This is a genomic window from Novosphingobium sp. Chol11, assembly GCF_945870625.1.
Taxonomy (GTDB): domain Bacteria; phylum Pseudomonadota; class Alphaproteobacteria; order Sphingomonadales; family Sphingomonadaceae; genus Novosphingobium.
Genome location: NZ_CAMBTS010000057.1, coordinates 1 through 17,911, shown reverse-complemented (window position 1 = coordinate 17,911; position 17,911 = coordinate 1). Strand labels below are relative to the sequence as shown.

16 protein-coding genes are annotated in these 17,911 nt (G+C 60.8%); 13 read left to right on the top strand and 3 right to left on the bottom strand.

The window, feature by feature from the left end:
- Nucleotides 1–970, top strand: a 970-nt coding sequence (locus Q0O40_RS10190; RefSeq protein ID WP_295529288.1) for a glutamate synthase subunit beta, incomplete at its 5' end; no start/stop codon positions are given.
- Here the strand turns inward: Q0O40_RS10190 and ung are convergent.
- Nucleotides 951–1,685, bottom strand: coding sequence for a uracil-DNA glycosylase (gene ung, locus Q0O40_RS10185; RefSeq protein ID WP_295529286.1), 735 nt, complete (start codon nucleotides 1,683–1,685; stop codon nucleotides 951–953). The two genes, Q0O40_RS10190 and ung, sit on opposite strands and share 20 nt — an antisense overlap.
- Before the next feature lie 130 nt (nucleotides 1,686–1,815).
- On the opposite strand from ung, the gene Q0O40_RS10180 reads away from it, so the two are divergent.
- The 9 genes from Q0O40_RS10180 to Q0O40_RS10140 all read left to right on the top strand — a co-directional run bounded on the left by Q0O40_RS10180 (nucleotide 1,816) and on the right by Q0O40_RS10140 (nucleotide 11,101).
- On the top strand, nucleotides 1,816–3,132 hold the full coding sequence (locus Q0O40_RS10180; RefSeq protein ID WP_295529284.1) for a UDP-glucose/GDP-mannose dehydrogenase family protein: 1,317 nt from the start codon (nucleotides 1,816–1,818) through the stop codon (nucleotides 3,130–3,132).
- An 85-nt stretch (nucleotides 3,133–3,217) separates the two neighbouring features.
- Nucleotides 3,218–3,835, top strand: a complete 618-nt coding sequence (locus tag Q0O40_RS10175; protein WP_295529282.1) for a ribonuclease D — start codon at nucleotides 3,218–3,220, stop codon at nucleotides 3,833–3,835.
- Between the two features lie 91 nt (nucleotides 3,836–3,926).
- The gene (locus tag Q0O40_RS10170) at nucleotides 3,927–4,496 is read left to right on the top strand and encodes an LPS export ABC transporter periplasmic protein LptC (RefSeq protein ID WP_367183740.1); all 570 of its coding nucleotides are present in this window, start codon (nucleotides 3,927–3,929) and stop codon (nucleotides 4,494–4,496) included.
- Between the two features lie 56 nt (nucleotides 4,497–4,552).
- Nucleotides 4,553–5,065: an LptA/OstA family protein gene (locus Q0O40_RS10165; RefSeq protein ID WP_367183739.1), complete on the top strand. Its 513-nt coding sequence runs from the start codon at nucleotides 4,553–4,555 to the stop codon at nucleotides 5,063–5,065.
- A 139-nt stretch (nucleotides 5,066–5,204) separates the two neighbouring features.
- Nucleotides 5,205–6,278 carry a GDP-mannose 4,6-dehydratase gene (gene gmd / locus Q0O40_RS10160; protein ID WP_295529276.1) on the top strand — a complete coding sequence of 358 codons (1,074 nt, stop codon included), beginning with the start codon at nucleotides 5,205–5,207 and terminating at the stop codon, nucleotides 6,276–6,278.
- Nucleotides 6,278–7,219, top strand: coding sequence for a GDP-L-fucose synthase (locus Q0O40_RS10155; protein ID WP_295529275.1), 942 nt, complete (start codon nucleotides 6,278–6,280; stop codon nucleotides 7,217–7,219). Before gmd ends, Q0O40_RS10155 begins: the two co-directional genes overlap by 1 nt.
- A gap of 300 nt (nucleotides 7,220–7,519) precedes the next feature.
- Nucleotides 7,520–8,824 (top strand): hypothetical protein, encoded by a 1,305-nt coding sequence (locus tag Q0O40_RS10150; RefSeq protein WP_295529273.1) that lies wholly within the window; start codon nucleotides 7,520–7,522, stop codon nucleotides 8,822–8,824.
- An 88-nt stretch (nucleotides 8,825–8,912) separates the two neighbouring features.
- Nucleotides 8,913–10,115, top strand: coding sequence for a glycosyltransferase family 4 protein (locus tag Q0O40_RS10145; RefSeq protein ID WP_295529271.1), 1,203 nt, complete (start codon nucleotides 8,913–8,915; stop codon nucleotides 10,113–10,115).
- On the top strand, nucleotides 10,115–11,101 hold the full coding sequence (locus Q0O40_RS10140) for an NAD-dependent epimerase/dehydratase family protein (protein ID WP_295529269.1): 987 nt from the start codon (nucleotides 10,115–10,117) through the stop codon (nucleotides 11,099–11,101). The genes Q0O40_RS10145 and Q0O40_RS10140 overlap by 1 nt, the downstream gene beginning before the upstream one ends.
- A gap of 35 nt (nucleotides 11,102–11,136) precedes the next feature.
- Here the strand turns inward: Q0O40_RS10140 and Q0O40_RS10135 are convergent, their stop codons facing one another.
- Nucleotides 11,137–12,438: an oligosaccharide flippase family protein gene (locus Q0O40_RS10135; RefSeq protein WP_295529267.1), complete on the bottom strand. Its 1,302-nt coding sequence runs from the start codon at nucleotides 12,436–12,438 to the stop codon at nucleotides 11,137–11,139.
- Between the two features lie 377 nt (nucleotides 12,439–12,815).
- Between Q0O40_RS10135 and Q0O40_RS10130 the strand changes: the two genes are divergently transcribed.
- The 3 genes from Q0O40_RS10130 to Q0O40_RS10120 all read left to right on the top strand — a co-directional run bounded on the left by Q0O40_RS10130 (nucleotide 12,816) and on the right by Q0O40_RS10120 (nucleotide 17,621).
- Nucleotides 12,816–14,114 carry an O-antigen ligase gene (locus Q0O40_RS10130; RefSeq protein ID WP_295529265.1) on the top strand — a complete coding sequence of 433 codons (1,299 nt, stop codon included), beginning with the start codon at nucleotides 12,816–12,818 and terminating at the stop codon, nucleotides 14,112–14,114.
- A 228-nt stretch (nucleotides 14,115–14,342) separates the two neighbouring features.
- Nucleotides 14,343–15,053: a methyltransferase domain-containing protein gene (locus tag Q0O40_RS10125; protein WP_295529263.1), complete on the top strand. Its 711-nt coding sequence runs from the start codon at nucleotides 14,343–14,345 to the stop codon at nucleotides 15,051–15,053.
- A gap of 345 nt (nucleotides 15,054–15,398) precedes the next feature.
- Nucleotides 15,399–17,621, top strand: coding sequence for a right-handed parallel beta-helix repeat-containing protein (locus Q0O40_RS10120; protein WP_295529262.1), 2,223 nt, complete (start codon nucleotides 15,399–15,401; stop codon nucleotides 17,619–17,621).
- A gap of 92 nt (nucleotides 17,622–17,713) precedes the next feature.
- Here the strand turns inward: Q0O40_RS10120 and Q0O40_RS10115 are convergent.
- The coding region (locus tag Q0O40_RS10115) for a transposase (RefSeq protein ID WP_295529261.1) at nucleotides 17,714–17,911 on the bottom strand (198 nt) is incomplete at its 5' end.

Here is a 17,911-nt window from a genome sequence, read left to right as displayed (position 1 = left end):
CCTGGCCTGTGCGCAGCAGCTGGCGCGTGCGGGGCATTCGGTGACTGTGTTCGAAAAGTCGGACCGGATCGGCGGATTGCTGCGCTATGGCATCCCCGATTTCAAGATGGAAAAGCATCTGATCAACCGGCGCGTGATGCAGATGGAAGCCGAAGGCGTGCAGTTTCGCGTGAACACCGAAATCGGCGTGACCGTGTCGTTTGCCTCGCTGCAGGAAAACTATGACGCGGTGGTCTTGTCCGGCGGCGCGGAAAATCCGCGGGGGCTGGCTATTCCGGGTGCGGAGCTGCCCGGCGTGCGCATGGCGATGGAATTCCTGTCCCAGCAAAACAAGCGGGTCGCGGGCGATGACGAAGTGCGCGCTGCGCCGCGCGGTTCGCTCACGGCCACGGGCAAGCATGTGCTGGTGATCGGCGGCGGCGATACCGGCTCCGACTGCGTCGGCACCTCGAACCGGCAGGGCGCGCTTTCGGTCACCCAGCTGGAGATCATGCCGCGCCCGCCGGAGAAAGAGAACAAGGCGCTGAGCTGGCCGAACTGGCCGCTCAAGCTGCGCACCTCGACCAGCCACGAAGAAGGCGTAAGCCGCGAATTTGCCGTGCTGACCAAGCGTGTCATCGGCGAGAACGATGTGACCGGGCTCGAATGCGTGCACGTGGAGTGGACCGGCGGGCGGATGCAGGAGATTGCGGGCAGCGCCTTCATCATTCAGGCCGACCTGATCCTGCTGGCGATGGGGTTTGTCGGGCCGAACCCGCAAGGGCTGCTCGAGCAGGCCGGGGTCGAGCTGGATGCGCGCGGCAATGTGAAGGGCACCGAGATCGACTACAAGACCAGCGTCGAGAGCGTGTTCGCCTGCGGCGACATGCGGCGCGGCCAGAGCCTGGTGGTGTGGGCGATCCGCGAAGGCCGCCAGTGCGCGCGCGCGGTGGACGAGGCGCTGATGGGGGTTAGCGAATTGCCGCGCTGAACAGATCGCGGAGGGGCAGATCGGGGAGGGGCGGAAGCGACCAGTCGATGGTGCCCCGCCCATTGGCGTTCAGGAAATGATTCGTCTGGCTGAAGTGCCGGCAGCCGAAGAACCCGGTGCGCGCGGATAGCGGGCTGGGATGCGGCGCGCGCAGCACCAGATGGGGGCCCGTCTCCATGCCGGGCACGCGCGCGGCAGCGCTTTGCGCATGGGCGCCCCAGAGCAGAAAGACGACGGGCGATTGCAGCGCGGCGACCGCCGCGATCGCGGCATCGGTCAGCGCTTCCCAGCCGCGCTTCTGGTGCGATCCGGCGCGGCCGGCCTCGACCGTGAGCACGGTGTTCAGCAAAAGCACGCCCTGATCCGCCCAGCTTTCGAGATTGCCGTGCGCAGGCAGGGGCAGGCCGAGATCGACCGCGATTTCCTTGGCGATATTGCGCAGGCTGGGCGGCACGCGCACGCCCGGCGCCACCGAAAAGGCAAGCCCGTGCGCCTGATCGGGGCCATGATAGGGGTCCTGGCCGAGGATCACCACTTTGACGCGCGAAAGCGGCGTTCGGGCGAAGGCGGCAAACCGCAATTCGGGCGCGGGATAGATCGTTTTGCCTGCTGCCGCTTCGGCGGTCAGCGCGCGATCTAGCGCGCGCAGCGCGGGCGTTTCCAGCACGGGCCCGAGCGCAGCATGCCAACTTTTTGAAATCGCAGGTTTTGTCATCTGGCGCTCGGCATCCCGAATTGGGACCTAGCCCCGAACCGGTTTTGAGGGAATATTGTTTGCATCGCACCTGCAGCATTTGCTATCGCGCCCATGCCGCTTCGTCTCCTGAGGCATCAAGGATTAAGGCATGAAAATCGCGATGGTGGGTTCGGGCTACGTAGGGCTCGTCTCGGGTGCTTGCTTTGCCGATTTCGGGCATGAGGTGGTGTGCATCGACAAGGATGCCGCCAAGATCGAGCGTCTGCGTGAAGGCATCATGCCGATTTTCGAGCCTGGTCTCGCGGAACTGGTCGCGACCAACGTGCGCGGCGGGCGCCTCTCTTTCTCGACCACACTGGCAGAATCGATCGATGGGGCGCAGGCCATCTTCATCGCAGTGGGTACACCGTCGCGGCGCGGCGATGGCCACGCGGATTTGAGCTATGTCTATGCCGTGGCGCAGGAAATCGCCGATGCCCTGACCGCGCCGGCCGTTGTGGTCACCAAATCGACCGTACCGGTGGGCACGGGCGACGAGGTGGAACGGATCATCCGCGACAGCGGAACTGGAATCCAGTTCGCGGTGGTTTCGAACCCCGAGTTCCTGCGCGAAGGCGCGGCGATCCCCGACTTCAAGCGGCCCGACCGGATCGTGATCGGGGCCGAAGACGAGTGGGCGCGCAGCGTGATGACCGAAGTCTATCGTCCGCTGTTCCTGAACAAGGCACCGCTGCTGTTCACCAGCCGCCGCAGCTCCGAGCTGATCAAGTATGCGGCCAATGCATTCCTCGCGACCAAGATCACCTTCATCAACGAGATGGCCGATCTGTGCGAGAAAGTCGGCAGCGATGTGCAGGACGTGGCGCGCGGGATTGGCCTCGATAACCGGATCGGCAGCAAGTTCCTGCATGCCGGCCCGGGCTATGGCGGCAGCTGTTTCCCCAAGGACACGCTCGCGCTGCTCAAGACCGCCGAGGACTATGGCAGCCCGGTGCGGCTGGTCGAAGCGGTGGTGCGCGTGAACGAGAGCCGCAAGCGCGCGATGGGCCGCAAGGTGATCGAGGCGCTGACCGAATCCGCCGCCGGCGAAGCACGTGGTCGCAAAGTTGCGCTGCTCGGCCTGACCTTCAAGCCCAACACCGATGATATGCGCGATGCGCCGTCGCTGGCCATTGTCCAGACCCTGATCGATGGGGGCGCGGAAGTGATTGCCTATGATCCCGAAGGGATGGAAATGGCGGCCCAACTGATGCCGCAAGTGCGCATGGCGCAAAGCGCCTACGAGGCTGTGACCGGCGCCGATGCGATGGTGCTGGTGACCGAGTGGGATGCATTTCGCGGGCTCGACCTTGAGCGCGTCGGCCTGCTCATGCGCCAGCGCGTACTGGTGGATCTGCGCAATGTCTACGATCCGGGCGAAGCGCGCGCGGCCGGATTTGAATACAGCAGCGTGGGCCGCTCCTAACCCGCGATCTGCGACGCGTGTTTGATCTGCGATCCCGGCGTGCAAGTCCGCTTGCCGCCGGACGGGCGAGCGCCTAAGCGAAACCATGGCTGTTTATCTTCATGAAGAAGACCTTCCCGAGGGCGCGCTTGGCCCCGGAACGGTCGCTGTCGACACCGAGACTCTGGGCCTCGTCACCACGCGTGACCGATTGTGCCTGCTCCAGATTTCAGACGGGAGCGGCGATGAGCATCTGGTGCGGTTTGGCCCCGATCGGCTTTACACCGCGCCGAACCTGAGCGCGGTGCTGGCCGATCCTGCAAGGATCAAGCTGTTTCACTTCGCGCGCTTCGATCTGGCGGCCATCCATCATTATCTGGGCGTGATGGCCGCGCCGGTCTTCTGCACCAAGATCGCATCGAAGCTGGTGCGCACTTATACCGATCGGCACGGGCTCAAGGACCTGGTGCGCGAGCTCTTGGGCAAGGAAATCTCCAAACAGCAGCAATCGAGCGATTGGGGCGCGCCCAGCCTGTCTGAAGCGCAGCAGGATTATGCGGCGTCCGATGTGCGCTATCTGCACGCGATGCATGCGATTCTGGTCGAGCGGCTGGCGCGCGAGGGGCGCACCGAACATGCAGCGGCCTGCTTCGAATTCCTGCCGACCCGCGCCCTTCTGGATATTGCCGGGTGGGCCGATCGCGACATTTTCAGCCACGAATGATCAGGCAGGCAGCATCTTGACCGTTCTAGCCGATCAGAACCGGACACGGCGCCAGCGTTCAGCAGCACCGGGAGGTGCACATGACAAACTTGTGCGTGTCTTGTCGGTGCTGCTGCCTGCCTCGATCGGAGCGCTGCTGGCGGTCATGATCTTGGCCCCGCTCTCACCGCGCGGGGAGATAAGCTTTCTTCTCGACCGCAACAAAGTCGCGATTCTGCAGGACCGCCTGAGCCTTATGACAGCGATGTATCGCGGCGAGGATGATCGCGGCCGGAACTTCTCTGTCAACGCCGGAAGCGTCGTGCAACGTTCCGCGCGCGAAGATGTGGTGCAGATGCGCGATATCACCGCAAGGGTCATGCTGAACGACGGGCCGGCGATTTTGACAACCGATGCCGGGGCTTACAATTTTGCCCGCCAGTTTATAGCGGTGGCGGGTCTGGTGAATTTCGAGACGTCTGATGGCTACCGCATGGTGACGCGCGGGGCATCGATCGACATGGGCAAGCAGCGGCTGACCAGCGTGGGCCGGGTCGAAGGCCGTATTCCCGCCGGCACCTTTATGGCTGACCGCATCATGGCCGATCTGGAGGCGCGCACCGTCGCGCTCGACGGCCATGCGCGGCTGCGGATGGAGCCGGGCAAGATGAGAATGCCATGACCGGACCGATGACCACACTTCGCCCTAATCTTTTACGCGCCCATGCTTGGCGGGCTTTGGCCATCGGTTTTGCCGGGGCAAGCCTGGTGGTGGCCGGGGCGCAGCATCTGCGTGCCCAGTCCATCGCTGCGCTGAACAGCCAGGCCCCGGTGAACTATGCCGCCGACCGGATCGAGCTGCAGGACAAGCAGAAGCGGGTGGTGCTGTCGGGCAATGTCGACATCACGCAGGAGGATTTGCGCATGCGCGCGGCGCGCACGACGGTCGCCTATACCGATGACGGGGCGCTGCGCATCCAGCGGATCGATGCGACCGGCGTCGTCATCGTGACCCGGGGCGGCGAACGGGCCAGCGGCGATGTGGCGGTTTACGATTTCAATCGCAAGCTGATCACCATGCTGGGCGGTGTATCGCTGCTGCGCGGAACCGATACATTGCGCGGCGGACGGCTGGTGATCGATCTGAATACCGGGGTTTCCAGCGTCGATGGCCACTCCGGCGGCGGCGTAGGGGCTGCGCCCGGCTCAGGTGGCCGGGTAAGCGGATCGTTCAGCGTTCCCAAGTCTTAAGATTGGGGCTCCAGCTGCGTATCAGCGCCCTGGCGACTTCATAGGATCATGGCAAACGAACGATCTTCCATACTTGCACTAGTTTTGCGGTCGGTCTAATGCGTGTGCGGGCGTAACATATTTTGAAAATGGCGGTATCATGACCGAAGGCAGGGGAAAGATTGCGCTTATAACCGGCGTGACGGGCCAAGATGGAGCTTATCTGTCGCGGCTTCTGCTCGAAAAAGGTTATACTGTCCACGGCATGAAGCGCCGATCTTCTTCGTTCAACACTGGACGGATCGAGGAAATTTACGAAGACCCTCATATTCCGCATCAGCGGTTTCATCTTCATTATGGCGATCTTACAGATTCGACCAATCTGATCCGGATTGTGCAAGAAGTGCAGCCGGACGAGATCTACAATCTGGCCGCCCAAAGCCACGTGCAAGTTTCGTTTGAGACCCCGGAGTATACGGCCAACGCCGATGCGATCGGTACCCTGCGTCTGCTCGAGGCGATTCGCATCCTGAAGATGGAGAAGAAGACGCGGTTTTATCAGGCCTCCACGTCGGAACTCTATGGACTTGTGCAGGAAGTTCCGCAGCGCGAAACGACGCCGTTCTATCCGCGTTCGCCTTACGGCGTGGCCAAGCTTTACGGATATTGGATCGTGGTCAATTACCGCGAGGCCTATGGCATGCATGCCTCGAACGGCATCCTATTCAACCATGAAAGCCCGCTTCGCGGCGAAACTTTTGTGACCCGGAAGATCACCCGCGCAGCGGCCGCAATTTCACTCGGGCGACAGGATCGCCTGTTTCTGGGCAATCTCGACGCGAAGCGTGATTGGGGCCATGCGCGCGAATATGTCTATGGCATGTGGCTGATGATGCAGCAGGACGAGCCGGATGACTATGTTCTGGCAACCGGCGAGACCACCGAGGTGCGCGAATTCGTGCGCTGGGCATTTGAAGACGCCGGGATCGGAATCGAGTTTCGCGGCGAAGGAGTCGACGAAAAGGGATACTGTGCCGAGACCGACAAGTGCCTGATCGAAGTCGACCCGCGCTATTTTCGGCCAACCGAGGTTGAGCTGCTGATCGGTGACCCATCAAAGGCGCATCAAAAGCTGGGTTGGCGGCACGAAACATCGGCGCGTGAGCTGGCGCGTGAAATGGTGCTGGCCGACATTGAAACGATGCGTGACGCACCGATCGCCAAGGACAACTGATGTCCTTGCCGTTTACCCTTGCCGGAAAGCGCGTGTACGTCGCCGGGCATCGCGGCATGGTTGGGTCGGCGGTGGTCCGGCGGCTGGCGAGCGAGGGTTGCACGGTGCTGACCGCGCCGCGCGCTGAGGTCGATCTGCGCGAGCAGACACAAGTGCGGGAATGGTTTGCCAAAGAGCAACCCGAGGTTGTCGTGTTGGCCGCTGCCAAAGTGGGCGGCATTTTGGCCAACGCCAGCTTGCCTGCTGATTTCCTTTATGAGAACCTTATGATCGAGGCGAACGTGATCGCTGCGGCGGCGGCCTCCTTCACCCAAAAGTTGTTGTTTCTGGGCTCGTCGTGCATCTATCCCAAGTTTGCCGAGCAACCGATTTTCGAGGAAGCGCTGCTGACGGGGCCGCTTGAGGCCACGAACGAGTGGTATGCGATTGCAAAAATTGCGGGCATCAAACTGTGTCAGGCCTATCGCCAGCAGCACGGCTTTGACTTCATCTCGGCGATGCCGACCAATCTTTATGGTCCGGGCGACAATTTCGATCTTGCCTCAAGCCATGTGATGCCGGCATTGATCCGCAAGGCGCACGAGGCGAAGCTGGCGGGCGCGGACAGCATCACGATCTGGGGCACCGGCACGCCGCGCCGGGAGTTCCTGCATGTCGATGATCTGGCGGATGCCTGCGTATTTCTGCTCAAGACGTATTCGGAGGACGGCCACGTCAATGTGGGATCGGGCAGCGACATCGCCATCGCCGATCTGGCCCGGATGGTCTGCGAGATTGTCGGCTTTGCCGGTGAAATCGTGTACGACACGGCCAAGCCCGATGGCACGCCGCGCAAGCTGATGAGCAGCGACAGAATCCTGAGCATGGGTTGGAGTCCTAATTCGACCCTGTCAGACGGTATTGCGTCTGTCTACGAACAATACCAGACATCGAACTTCTGATGCTTTGCTTCAGCGCTGATGCAGGCTGTCCTAATTTCCAAACGATGGTTTTTGAAAGGGATGAGTGATTCGGAAGGCTGCCTGAGCGGCTTACGTCCAGTCGCAGACGAGTTGACGCTGCACTGCAAAATAGTTAGCTTACGTAAGTATCTGTGCGCTGCGCAGGGCGCACGCACCGAGGCATGATACTAGGCCGGAAATGGTATCAGAAACAGCGTCGTTGGCGGCTGCCGGTTGGGATAAATTTGTCAGTGGCGATAGGATCTTAAGTCGCTGCGAGGGAGATTTCTAATGCGTGTCGTGTCTCTTGAACTGAACGAACTCAATTTTCATTACGTGAAGGCCTATTCGGTGAAGGGTCGCCTACCCAATTTCACGCGCCTGCTGGCCGAACGGGATTTGGTCGAGACCGATGCGGGCGAGGTCTATCCTGAGCTTGAGCCTTGGATTCAGTGGCCGACGGTCTACACTGGGAAGACTTATGCCGAGCACGGCCTCTTTCGGCTCGGCGACATCATGTACAAGGACCAGCCGCAGATCTGGGATTATCTGGAGCAGCGGGGGGTTTCGGTCGGCGCCATATCTCCTATGAATGCATCGAACCGATGCGCGGATCCGGCTTTCTTCCTGCCTGATCCGTGGACACATGCGAAGATCGTGGCCGAGCCGCGGGCGGCCAAGCTGTTCGGACTGCTCGGCAAGATCGTGAACGAAAATGCGTCGTCCGACGCGTCCGTGGCCGGTTTCGCGCGGCAGATTCTGCCGCTTGCCCTGCCCTACCTAAGCAGCCGGTCGATTGCGGGCTATTTCAAGATTCTGCCGATGGCGCTGCGCTACAAGTGGGCGAAGGCGGCCTTCCTCGATCGTCTGCTGGGCGATCTGTTCGTGTCGCTGTGGCAGAAGCAGAGGCCGGGGTTTTCCTCGCTGTTTCTGAACGCCGGCGCCCATATCCAGCACCACCACACTTATGACAGCGCCGCCTATAGCGGCACCAAAGCGAACCCGGCCTGGTACAGCAAGGCCGCCGAGACCAACGTCGACCCGCTGCTGTTTATCTATCAGGTCTATGACGAAATGGTCGGCGAGCTGATTGCGCTGAAGGATATGCACCTCTTCATCACGACCGGGCTGAGCCAGGTGCCGAATGAGCGCGACCATTATCAGTATCGCATCGTCGATTTCGGAGCCTTCTTCGCCAAGGTCGGGTTGACAGGCGCGACGATCCGGCCGCGCATGTCGCGCGATTTCCTGCTTGAATTCCCGAACGTCCACGCTGCGCAAGGTGCGCTGCCGGTGCTCGACAAGGTGCGGGTAGGCGGTAAGCCTCTGTTTACTGTCGAGGAGCGCGGCGAAACCCTGTTCTGCCAGGTCGGCTATTTCGGCAAGCCTGAAGGGCTGAAAGCGATCAGCATTGGCGGGGTGCAGGACGATCTCAGCCAAGCCTTCGTGCTGGTATCGATCGAGAACGCGATCCACCAGTCAACCGGCTATCACATTGATACATTGGCGCCCAAAGGTGGAGCACAGCGGATCCCGCTCGCCGAAGTGTTCGACCGCCTCTGCACTGCCGCACTGAGCACCGGGACGGTCAAGCAAGCCGCCTGATCCCCCCTGCCATATCGTGGTTCAAGCACCTGATGGGAACTCCAATCAGGTGGCGAGATGATAGGCGGGACTAATCAAGAAAGTTGCCATGCATATCCTACTCCATGATTTCTGCGGCCACCCGTTTACCCTTGCGCTTGCTGTGGAACTCGCCGGGCGGGGCCATGACGTCGATTATGTCTATTTCGCCAGCGAGAGCGGGCCGAAGGGTGATTTTGTCCGCGCGGCGGCCCAACCCCGGCCGCCCAAGCTGCACGGCCTGGCGATCGAAGGCACTTATCGCAAGGACGCGTTTCTGAGCCGGCGCAAGTTCGACCTCGACTACGCCCGTCAGATCCATGCGCTCATCCAGAAGCTGAAACCCCAGGTGCTGCTGAGCGGCAACTGTCCGACCGAAGTGCAGGGCTATGTGATCAGCGCCTGCTCAAAAGTCGGCACCGCGTTTGTCTACTGGATGCAGGATTTCTACTCTATCGCGGCGACCAAGCTGCTCAGCAGAAAGCTGGGCCTCGTCGGCAAGGCGATCGGCGGCTATTGGCGCTTTCTTGACCGCAAGCATCTCCGCGCGAGCGACCGGATCGTGCTCATCACCGATGATTTCGTTGGCCTCGCCGCCGAATGGGCCGGACGTTCGGATAATATCGACGTGGTGCACAATTGGGGTGCGCTCGAGGAATTGCCACAGCGGCCGCACGACAATCCCTGGTCGCGCGACAAAGGCATCGCCGAGCGTTTCAACTTCCTCTATTCGGGCACGCTTGGCCTCAAGCACAATCCCGAACTTCTTGCTGCGCTTGCGAGGATGGTGGGCAATCGCGCAACCGTGACCGTGACGAGCCAGGGTGCCAGCGTTCCCTATCTTGAGCAGCGCAAGGTCGAGCTCGGACTCGATAATCTGCGGCTGTTGCCGCTCCAGCCATTTGCCGATGTGCCCGACATGCTCGGCGGTGCCGACGTGCTGGTCGCCACTATCGAACCGGATGCCGGCAGTTTTTCGGTTCCTTCCAAGGTGCTGTCCTACCTCTGCGCTGGCCGTCCGATCCTGCTCGCGGCGCCGGCGGACAATCTGTCGACCTCGATCGTCAACCAGGCAGGCGCCGGCATCGTCGTCCAGCCCGAGGACGAAACCAGTTTCCTGGCGGCGGCGGCGAAGTTGCTCGACAGCGCGGACCTCTCCGAAATAGGCGCGCGGGGCCGCGCCTATGCCGAAACGCATTTCGAGATCGGCGGTGTCGCCGCGCGCTTCGAGACCATTTTTAGCAAGGCGATTGCGGCCAAGGGGGGCAAGTGATGGAGCGTCGGGCACTTGTGATCGGTGGTAGCGGCTTTATCGGCATGCACACGCTGCGCACGCTGAAGCGCGACGGTCGCTACGCGAAGGTGGTCTCGCTCGATATCGCCGAGCCGACCGAGCGGATCGACGGCTTCGATTACGTCATCCATGATTGTCGCCAGCAGATCCCGACCGATCTGGCCGATGTCGATACCGACATTTACAACCTGCCAGCATTGCGCACGTTTCCCGGGCACCCGGACGAGGAATACTTCGAGACCAACTACGGCACGACCGAACGGATCATCGCGCTGGCCGAAGCGACAGGCGTGCGCACGATCATCTTCACCTCGACCATGTCGGTTTATGCGACCGGCGACGAGCCCAAGACCGAGGAAAGCGCTATCGATCCGTGCAACGCCTACGGCGCGTCCAAGGTAAAGGGCGAGGCGCTGCACCGGCAATGGCTGACGGGCGCAATGGACCGGCGGCTGGTGATCTGTCGCCCGGCTGTGATCTTCGGCTACCGAGACAACGGCAATTTCACGCGCCTCGCCAACGCGCTGCGCAGCGGCTACTTCGTATTCGTTGGCCGCAGCGAGACGATCAAGAGTGCCGGATACGTGACCGACCTCGCCGATAGCTTCCTGTTCGCGCTCGACAAGATGACCCAATCTGGTGCGCGCGAAGTTCTGTATAACTTTGCCTATCCCGAGCGTCTCACGATCCGGCGGATCGCCGATGCCTTTTGCACTGTCGGTGGCTACCCGCGCGTTCGCATGGTGCTTCCGCCGTGGCTGCTGAACACTGCCGCCTTGCTCTTTGAGGCGCTGAATGCCATCGGCGTGAAAAATCCGATCCACCGCAAGCGCCTGACGAAACTCTACGAAAGCACGAACATCGTGCCCAAGTGGCTGGAAGACGAGAAATTTCCTTTCCGCACTGATATCGTTTCGGCGCTCGCGGAATGGAAGTCGGAGTCGCCCAGTGGCCGCTTTATCTAGCGCCGGATCGAACCCGGCACCGCGGGCCCGGCCGCCTAGCTGAACTTGTTCGCGCGGAACGCAGCCTTAAAGTCACCAAACACCCGGACAATGTCCGCAAGGCGCGGCAAAAACATGTGCCGCGGCGAGAGTTTCAGCACGGTGACAGACGTGGTGAACGCCATGCCCAGCGAGACCAGCGCGCTCACCATATGGGCAAGCACGCCGGCATAGACGCCCAGCCGGGAGCTGGTGCCCAGCAGAATGGCGACCATGATGGCTGCTCCCACGAGTTCGAACCGCGCCATCGATCGAGAGAGGTTGAACGACTTGAACGCGCCGCCGATGACGATGCGCAAAGCCTGCGCGGCGCCGGCAACAAGGAACCAGGGCACGAGGCTGATGGAGGACTCGTACTCCTTGCCGAACAGGAACAACACGACGGGTTCGCAAACCAGCGCCAACACAATCACCAGAACAACGAGCGTACAGAACGTGATCGAGATGAGAAACTCTGCAATCCGGCGGCGCGCATCGTCATCGGCCGCCCGCGACATGGCGGGGAAACCGACCAGATCGACTGTCATTCCCGCAATATAGATCAGATAGGCGGTGGACGAAGCGACAACATAATGGCCAAGCGCGGCGTTTGTGATGATGAACGGGAGGACCATTCGGTCAAAGTTGTCGCGGCAATTGGATGCTATGCGTTGCACCACGGTCGGGAAGCCGAACCGGAAAACGCGCCCGACCATGTCGGATGAAGGCCGCTTCAGCCGGTCGCCCGACAGCCAGAAAATGGTGCCGGATACGGCGATCATCAGTACCAGACCGGCGACGTTCGCGGCGATGAAATGAAAGGTGTCGGCAACGCCCAACTGCACCGTGAGAACGAGCCCGACGATATAGGCAACCGCCGGAATCACCCGGACGAGGGTCCAAACGGCTGCATTCCTGCCGGACTGGTAGTAGGAGTTGAAAATCTGTTGCCACTGATAGAGCGGCGAAAACAGCAGGAACAGCCAAGCTGCCCCGATGGACGGCGCGCTCCACCCGGTAAACACGATCAGAATGGCTCCAAGGCAGAGCAGTGCGCCAATGGCGCTCAGGGGGACGGACAGGATCAGCGCGGCGCTCAGCGCCTCCTCGCCCTCGTCCTTGTTGCGCGAGCGGTAGTATGTAACGCTGTCATTGACGCCAAACGCCATGATCGAACCCAAAAAGCCGAACCAGGCAATGATCTGGGCAAACTCACCGCGCGACGCAGCCTCCAGCATGCGGGCAAGGATGATCCCGCTGGTAAAGCTGGCGATCTGGACAACGCCGGTAGCCAAGAACGCGAGAAACAGCTTTTTCATACTTTGCCTACGCTAGCCTAGCAGAGAGTGGGACGGCGAGGCGCGTGGGAAAGGAGTTTCAAAGCGCCTTCAGCCAGTAAAAATATGTCACTGTCTCTATGACGTGTTTTCGTGCGGTTACACCAATCACAGTGAGCGTGCGTGCTTGGGATGCTCCCTTGCCGGGTCTTCTTCATGGCTGCAACAGATCATTGCAGGCCCCGGCATTCTGCTGGCGAGGGTTTCAATCTGGTGGGAATTGCCATGGCCGCCATCACAATGCCGATACCAACCGGCCGGCGGCGGGCTCCGTCGCGGCGGTGCTGCCAGCCTTCGTTGCGGTGGTCGCACGGGCCGCAAGCCTTGTCGCGGTGCCCGTTTGATGGTATCCATAAGCAATGGAATTCCATCCCAGTCTGGTTATTATTGCGGCGCTTCTTGCACTCGGCATTCGCATGCCCGGCGTCTTGTTGGGCGGTACCCTGTTCACCTACCAGCTTGGAGCAGTGGCTCACCTGCCCTGGCTCGGGACAGCATACATTGTCGCCGCAACGATGATCAGCGTGGGCCGGTTCGCCTACGCGCCGCACAAATTGCAAGTGCAAACGACCGATATCGGGGCCCTAGCCATCGTCCTGCTTTCCACTGTGTCGATATTCTGGTCGGTTGCCCCGGACAGTTCGGTGGAAGAGGCGCTGGCTTTATTCCTGTCCGTTGCCGGAATGTATGGCGTCGCGCGGCTTTTGCCACTTGACCAAGGCAAATCGCTCCGCATCATGGTGTGGACCATCGCCGTCATGGCCCCTGTGGTATCGTTGATTTTGCTGAACCAGCGAGCGAACTCCAGCTGGACGGCCCAGCATCGGCTGTTGGTCGAGGGCTCCTCCGCGACGGCCGTCGGCCTTTCGCAACCTTTTGCCAGCTGCCTACTGGCCTGCAGCATGCTGCTGCTGATGCGCGTTCCAAGCTGGCAGAAGGGCCTCATCGTTGGCGCCCTCGCAATTGTGACATACACGGCGATCGCGACAGGTACGCGCAGTGTGTTTCTAGCGTACGGCGTTGGCCTGCTTGTGTTTTTCGTCCTCAGTCTCAAGTCGATCAAGCCTTCGAGGATATTGCAGGGCACTCTGGCGATCGTCGTTGCGTCCAGCATCATCCTCTTCTTTGCGCCCGTCGAGGGCCTGTCGGAATCCGCCGGGCGTTTGTTGGGGGCAGGCGGCGCGGTGGGTGAGGATGCAAGCAGCCTCGAACGGATCGGTTTCTACAATGTTGCTTGGAGCCAATTCGAGAAGCATCCGCTCGAGGGCATCGGTGACGGAGGGCTGATTCGGTTCGCTTCGATTTCTTACCCCCACAATCTGGTCCTCGAGGTTCTGTCAGAGTTCGGCATTGTTGGCTTGATCGTCTTTGGCGTCTGGTTCGTGAACGTGTTTCGCGAAGCGGCTTATGTCGGGCTTCGTGATCCACAAACCGGGGCAATCCTGATTGCGTTCCTCGCGACAGTTCTGGTGCAGCACCAGGTCAGCTTTTCGTTTGCCATGGCGCGGACCCTGTTTCTCGTCACCGCGCTGCTGGCAGCCTATGGCTCTGGCTACCGCTTGGCGGCGAAGAAGCGCAGGCCTCGTCCGGCCGACGCGCATCTGGGCACCCGCCGGCCGTTGGATCAGCGACGCCGGGCACTGCGCCCCGGTGCCTGAATTGGGCAGAAGCGAATTTATCAGTATCAAACTGGGTTCCTGCTTGGGAGGTGAAATACCAAAGCGTCTCTTTTGACGCGGTGAGTCCGTGAGCTTATCTCTCTTAATTTCCCTTGCCCGCAATAAGGCGGCCTTCTAGACCGCTTAAGTTATTGTTTGAGGTGCGACTCGCTTGCATGCAAGGCTCACCGGCAGCCCGCAACGGCCGCAATACGCTTCAAAGGGGGGATGGCTTTGGTCGATTCGAGTTTATATCAGAAGGCGCTTGATGGCATCGAGAATTGGCTGTGCTCGCTTGGATTGGCGCGATCTCAAACCTGGGAAGGTCTCCTAAAACAGCCGGTCCGTTTTTTGTATGCCGGTCGCCTTCGCCGGGGGCTCCCGCAGTATTCTAGTCATTACGGGATAACGCCGTATTTCATGTCAAGTCGCAATATTCTGCATGACGTGACCAAGGCTTATCCGATACCTTCGAATTCTATTGATCGTTATCAGTCTGAAGATGTATTCGAGCATGTCCCCTTGGATGCAATGATCTCTATGTTAGAGGAGATCCATCGCATTCTAAAGCCGGGCGGGCTCTTCCGGCTTAGCTTGCCGGACTATAACTTTGATGGGTATCGCGAGCGTTCAGTGACCAATGCGTGCGGGGATATCGTTTTTGACCCTGGCGGAAAGGGACAGTTTGTAGACGGAAAGGTCATTGACGGAGGGCACCTTTGGTTTCCCACCATTGAAATGGTTCAAGACCTCGTCGAAAAAAGTTCGTTTCGGGGATCGGTCAGTTACCTCCACTATTCCGACTCGCATGGGCACCACACAATGAACCCCATTGATTACTCTTTGGGGCACATTCAACGGACACCTGATCACGACGATCGTGTCATGGATCGCCCACGCCCTATATCCATCGTTGTCGATCTCATAAAAAATGGCTGAATCGCTTGGGTTTCGAGGGCGCCATGATGAGAGTTTTTGCCAGATAGATCGAGGAATGGACGCTGTGGCCGCGAGAGCCTGTGCATTCGTGGTGTTAGAAGATGTCGAGGAGAAATGTGAGCTTGGCGACGACTCGCACCATTGGTTCGTCGCCAGGGGAACAGCGCTTCAGGAACAGCGCTTTGACATCCGGCCTTCGCAGGCCCTTGCGAAAGGCAGCGCTTGTGCGGCTCACACCGTTGTCCGAAAATGATTTCAGCGCCCAGCGAAAGCGTGAACAAAAAGCTGGCTGACGTAGGCGGTAAACCCTGGCGGCAACGCGGGACTGCAAAAAGCTATGGCGCAATGCGCTCCCTCAAAATCCTCCTGTCATTCGCCAGCTTCGTCAACATTACTGCCTCACGCCACTGGTCGCGTACATGGGTGACCATACTTGTTGTTTTCGCCGCACTCCTGGCCTTGCCCGCATGTGCACCCGCGCAGGACGCGGCCCTGAATTCTGGCCCAGTCGCTGATATCACCTGCAAGCCGGCGGCCCCGGATCAAATTGCCGCGCAAAGCCAGCGGCTGGCAATCGCGGCCGACGTCATCCTTGCTGGCCTGCGCAACGCGCAACGTGCGGGCCAGCACGCCGGGATCCGGGTGATCGAGATCATGCCAAGCGCAATGGGCGACGATTCTGTGACGGTTGAAGCCGCTCTGCAACAGGCGCGCTTGATTCGGGCGGAAACGGGTCAGCCGACAACCTTGAGGTTCGCGCCGGGGCGCTACCGGCTGCGCCGCACTGTTGTTTTGACGGCCGCCGATTCAGGCACTCCGGGCGCACCGTTGCGGTTTGAAGCAGCGTCAGGCGGGCCGGTGATATTGACCGGGGGCGTTCCGCTCGCGCAAAGGCGGCTGCCTTCAGCGCTGGATGCGCTGCTGTCATCGGCCCGGCGCAAGGCAATCGTCGGCTACGCCGTCCCGCTGCAGATCGTTCCATCTCCGCCATTTCCCCGGCAGATCGGAACCACCGGCTATACCAAGTCGCCCAGCTTGTTTGTGTTTCAGGGCGACCGGCCGATCTGGCGCTCCATGGAGCCCGATGCCGGCTATGCCGTCGAGACGGTCGCGCATCCCCAGCCGGGACCGGTGGTGGCACCGCAGGTGGCCGTGCCGCTTGCGCTCGCGCAAGTGCGGCGCGAGCCATCGCTGCAAGCCGGCGGCTATTGGACCTTTGACTGGGCCTATGAGGAGAATCAGGTGGCGCCGCGTGCTGACAGCACAGCGCCGGGCGGCGCCTTGGTGCTGGTGATGCCGCAACTCAAGACCCGCTATGCCCAAGCGGCCCGGATGCGCTACCGCCTGTTAAACGGTTTCGGCTTCATCGACCGGCCTGGCGAAATGGCCTTTGCCGACGGCACGCTTGCGGTGCACCCTTGGCCCGGAAGCGCGCCGGTCGAGGCCGCCGTGATCGACCAGCTCGTGGTGATTGATGGTGCCCACGATATCGCCTTCGACGGACTGGCATTGCAAGGGTCCCGTCAGGACATCGTCGTGATCAGCGGCTCCCGTGACATCACCATAAGCAACGCCTACCTCGGGCTGGCGGCAGGATCGGCCGTTAGGATCAAGCGCAGCGACCATATTGTGGTGGAGCGTTCAGTGATGACCGATGTAGGCGAATCGGGTGTGGGGATGGACAGCGATGCCCGCGCGCCATCGGGTAATATCCTGATTGCGGACAATATTCTGGCACGCACCACCCAGCTCACGCGGGCATATCGCGCTGCAATAGCGCTGGCCGGGCATGACAACGTGGCTATGGGCAATGCCATCAGCGACTTGCCCCATCACGCCATCGCGTTCTGGGGCACGCGCAACCTTGTTCTGGGCAACGAAATTTCTTCCGTTGTTCTTGAAACTGCGGATTCGGGGGCGATTACCGCGTATCATGATCTAACAAACGCCTACAATACTGTTGCGCAGAACTATCTGCATGACATTGCGACCTCGCGCGAGCTGACACAAACTGGTCCCTCCCGGCAGGTGCGGGACATTTACCTTGACAGTTGGACAAGTTTTACCAATGTCACCAACAACCTCACCGACACCGAGGCCATGTCTTACTTCATTAACAGCGGTGCCAAAAACACTGTGACCGACAACATCTGGTTTTTGCGCGGTGGGCCGAGCGGTCAAATCTATGACTATTCGCACCACCGGGGCGACGCGGTTGGCCAGTATGTCTTCGATGATCCCAAGACGCGAAAACTGGCGGCCTGCAGTGATCTGCCCGCCAGATTTGATCCAGAGTTTCTGCGCGATGGCAAGCCTCGCGGCAACCTGATCACCGGCAACACCAACATCGGCGGGCGCTCGGTTGATGTGCCTCCCGCGTTCGCCGGTATGCAGCAGATCGCGGGCGAGCGGACACTTGCCGCAGTCCCGATCGATCGCCAGCGCGGATTGGCGGGTCTGCTGGACCTTGCGCGCCAATCCGGTGCGCCCATCGGTGCCTGGTTGCAGGCGGCGGACCGCACCGCGGCTTTGCAGCGGCTGAGATATCGCAGCCGGAAGGGGCGTTGATCTCCTCCGGTGTTGCGCGCGTGTCCCGGACCGGAGCGGGGATGGCAAATGAACGGCGACCCGGTGACGTTGAGGCATAGAGCGTTTTCCGATCATGCTGGATCATAGCCGCACGAGCTGAAGTAGTTGGCGCATTCGTCGGGCTTGAAGATGTCGACGAGCATTCCGATGAGGTCCCAGAGGCCAGAGACGGTTCGTTCGCCTGCTTTGCGGAGCATGGCCTTGAGCCGCGAGAACGCTTTTTCGATGGGGTTGAAGTCGGGACTGTAGGGCGGCAGGAAGCGCAGCGT